The organism is Agrobacterium sp. (assembly GCF_032092815.1).
Lineage (GTDB): Bacteria > Pseudomonadota > Alphaproteobacteria > Rhizobiales > Rhizobiaceae > Agrobacterium.
The window spans coordinates 1-3,629 of sequence record NZ_DAMDBP010000096.1 but is presented as its reverse complement, the minus strand read 5'-3'; the positions used below and the strand labels follow the sequence as shown (position 1 = coordinate 3,629).

General features: G+C 57.8%; 4 protein-coding genes. 3 read left to right on the top strand and 1 reads right to left on the bottom strand.

Features of this window, described 5'->3' with window-relative positions:
* On the bottom strand, positions 1-213 hold a 213-nt coding region (locus RT613_RS23815; protein WP_313618833.1), incomplete at its 3' end, for a helix-turn-helix domain-containing protein.
* A gap of 55 nt (positions 214-268) precedes the next feature.
* Here RT613_RS23815 and RT613_RS23810 point away from each other — a divergent pair.
* The 3 genes from RT613_RS23810 to attM form a co-directional block, all read left to right on the top strand.
* Positions 269-1,723, top strand: a complete 1,455-nt coding sequence (locus RT613_RS23810; protein WP_312622399.1) for an NAD-dependent succinate-semialdehyde dehydrogenase — start codon at positions 269-271, stop codon at positions 1,721-1,723.
* A gap of 20 nt (positions 1,724-1,743) precedes the next feature.
* Positions 1,744-2,904 carry an iron-containing alcohol dehydrogenase gene (locus RT613_RS23805; RefSeq protein ID WP_080823566.1) on the top strand — a complete coding sequence of 387 codons (1,161 nt, stop codon included), beginning with the start codon at positions 1,744-1,746 and terminating at the stop codon, positions 2,902-2,904.
* 45 nt (positions 2,905-2,949) lie between these two features.
* A partial coding sequence (gene attM / locus RT613_RS23800) for an N-acyl homoserine lactonase AttM (protein ID WP_279772964.1) occupies positions 2,950-3,629 on the top strand: 680 nt, incomplete at its 3' end.

The window sequence follows — 3,629 nt, the reverse complement described above, 5'->3', positions numbered from 1 at the left end:
CTCAGTCATCACCGCCAGTAACCCATGCGCAGTGCTTTTAGGCAAATCTAAAACGCGTGTCAGCTCGGCTGCTGTAAGGTTACGAGGGGAACCCGAGACCAGATCCAGAATACGCACCGCACGTCTGAGCGCCGGTACAGTGTCTAAAATTTGCGACGATTGCTGAACTTCCGCCATTGGCCTTCCTTGACATAAATGGCCACGCTGGACCATAGTTCATTATAGTGATTCAAGTTCAATTAGTTGAACTTTAACCTGGGAGGGTTCGGTGATCAACCTCAAAAATTCGGCGCTATTACGTGATGCCTGCCTGGTGAATGGACGCTGGCTGAAAGCCGCGGATGGCAAGACGATTACGGTGGAAAATCCTGCCAGATCGATGAAGATTGGTCACGTTCCTTCATTATCGGCAGATGAGGTGAAAGCCGCGGTGGAGGCAGCAGGCAAGGCATTCCATGATTGGAGCCGCCGTGCTGCAAAGGATCGCGCTGCCATACTGCGCCGCTGGTTTGATCTCATGGTGGCGAACGCTGATGATCTTGGCGCATTGATGACTGCCGAGCAGGGAAAGCCGCTCGCGGAAGCAAAGGGCGAGGCCCTTTATGCGGCATCTTTCGTGGAATGGTTCGCGGAGGAAGCCAAACGTGTTTATGGTGATACCATTCCTTCGCCGACCACCGACAAGCGCATTACCATCCTGAAGCAGCCGATCGGTGTCTGCGCCGCGATCACGCCATGGAACTTCCCGGCCGCGATGATCACCCGCAAGGCGGCCCCGGCGCTTGCCGCAGGCTGCACGATGATCGTCAAACCGGCTGAACAGACGCCACTCACCGCACTTGCTCTGGGTGTTCTCGCCGAAGAAGCGGGCGTTCCCGCCGGTGTCTTCCAAGTGGTTACGGGCGCCGCACGCGATATCGGCAAGGTGTTTACCGAAAGCGACACGGTGCGAAAGATCTCCTTTACCGGATCGACTGAAGTCGGTCGTCTGCTGATGGCGCAATCAGCCCCGACGATCAAGAAGCTGTCACTGGAACTTGGCGGCAACGCGCCCTTCATCGTTTTCGATGACGCCGATCTGGATGCTGCTGTCGAGGGCGCGATCGTATCGAAGTACCGCAATGCCGGACAGACCTGTGTGTGCTCCAACCGGATCTATGTCCAGGCCGGCGTGTACGATGCCTTCGCGGAAAAGCTGGCCAAGAGGGTCGAGAGCCTCTCCGTTGGTGAAGGCACCGAACCCGGTATTCTGATCGGGCCCCTGATCGATCAGGACGCCGTGGCGAAGGTCGAGGATCATGTTGCTGACGCCCTTGGAAAAGGGGCGAAGGTCGTTACCGGCGGAAAGCGCCATGCGCTTGGCGGGACATTCTACGAACCCACGGTGCTGACAGGTGCAACGCAGGCAATGAAGGTTGCCCGTGAGGAGACCTTTGGACCGGTCGCCCCACTTTTCCGGTTTGAAACGGAAGAAGAAGCCGTTGCCATGGCGAACGACACCGAGTTTGGTCTGGCGGCCTATTTCTACACCGAGAATGTCCGCCGGACATGGCGTGTCGCAGAAGCGCTCGAATACGGCATGGTGGGCCACAATACCGGCCTCATCTCCAATGAAGTCGCACCATTCGGTGGCATGAAGCAGTCCGGCCTGGGCCGCGAAGGCTCTCACTACGGCATCGATGAATATCTGGAAATCAAATACCTGTGCTCGGCAATCGGCTGAGATCACGCTGGGAGGATCAAATGACCATCAACCCTTTCGAATTCCGCACCGTTCCCTCCATGCAGGTTGCGTGGGGGGGTGCTCAGCGCCTCGGAGAGATTCTTTCCGGCAGGTTCCAGGCGCGCAAGGCACTTCTCATTACCGATGCAGGTCTCATCAAGGCTGGCCTCATCAAACCGATTGCCGACGCTCTGACCGCTAGCGGCTTCAGCGTCACGATCTTCGACAAGGTCGTTGCTGATCCGCCAGAGCACATCGTTGCCGACTGCGTCGAGTCCGCAAGGCAGATCGGGGTCGATATCGTCATCGGTCTTGGCGGGGGCTCCTCGCTCGATATCGCCAAGCTGGTAGCGGTTCTTCTGGTGTCCGACCAGACGCTTGCAGACATGTACGGCATCGGCAACGTCAAGGGATCGCGTCTGCCGCTGGTGTTGGTGCCGACCACGGCTGGAACCGGTTCGGAAGTGACCAACATCTCGATCATCACCACAGGTGAAACCACCAAGATGGGTGTCGTTTCTCCGCAGCTTTACGCCGATTTCGTTCTTCTCGATGCGGAACTGACTGTGGGTCTGCCGCAGGTTCATACCGCGGCTACCGGTATCGACGCCATGGTGCACGCGATTGAGGCTTACACCAGCAAACACAAAAAGAACCCGCTATCAGATGCTCTGGCGCGTGAGGCGTTACGCCTGCTTGGCGCAAACCTGATCGCCGCCTGCAAGGATGGGACCGATCGCAAAGCCCGTGAAGGCATGCTGTTGGGGGCAACATTGGCAGGTCAGGCTTTCGCCAATTCGCCGGTGGCTGCCGTTCACGCGCTCGCTTATCCGCTGGGTGGCCACTACCACGTACCGCATGGCCTTTCCAACGCCCTGATGTTGGGACCAGTGCTGCGTTTCAACGCCAAGGCTGCGGCGTCGCTTTATGCCGAGCTTGCCGATGTGCTCGGCGTGCCGGGCGAGGGTGATACGGCGATGCGTTCGGACGCCTTTGTCCGGCATATGGAAAAACTGATGGATGAAAGCGGTGCGCCGCGGCGCCTTCGTGATGTCGGCGTGACGGACAACACCCTGGCAATGCTTGCTTCCGACGCCATGAAGCAGAGCCGCCTGCTGATTAACAATCCGGTCGAAGTCCGCGAAGAGGATGCACTCGCGCTCTATCGCGAAGCTTTCTGATCCATTTCTTACACCAACATCTTCAGTCCCAAGGGAGGAAAACGAGTGACCGATATCAGACTTTATATGCTTCAGTCAGGTACCCTGAAATGCAAGGTACACAACATCAAGATGAACCAGGGCAATGGTGCGGACTATGAGATTCCAGTCCCATTTTTCCTGATTACCCATCCCGATGGGCACACCGTCATCGACGGTGGCAATGCGATCGAAGTCGCGACCGACCCGCGCGGTCACTGGGGCGGTATCTGCGATGTCTATTGGCCGGTTCTGGATAAGAACATGGGCTGCGTTGACCAGATCAAGGCGCTCGGTTTCGATCCGGCCGATGTGAAATATGTCGTGCAGTCCCACCTGCATCTCGATCATACCGGCGCGATCGGTCGTTTCCCCAATGCGACCCACATCGTGCAGCGCTCCGAATACGAATATGCCTTCACACCGGACTGGTTTGCTGGCGGCGGTTACATCCGCAAGGACTTCGACAAGCCGGGCCTGAAGTGGCAGTTCCTCAACGGTACGCAGGACGACTATTACGATGTGTACGGCGACGGCACGCTCACCACGATCTTCACGCCCGGTCATGCACCCGGCCACCAGTCCTTCCTGGTGCGCCTGCCAAACAGCAAACCGCTTCTCCTGACGATCGATGCTGCCTACACACTGGACCACTGGGAAGAGAAGGCTTTGCCTGGCTTTCTTGCCTCGACCGTTGACACGGTCCG

Excerpts from the sequence above, each read along its gene's own strand:
- RT613_RS23805 (WP_080823566.1), top strand. The coding sequence starts at position 1,744 with ATGACCATCAACCCTTTCGAATTCCGCACCGTTCCCTCCATGCAGGTT.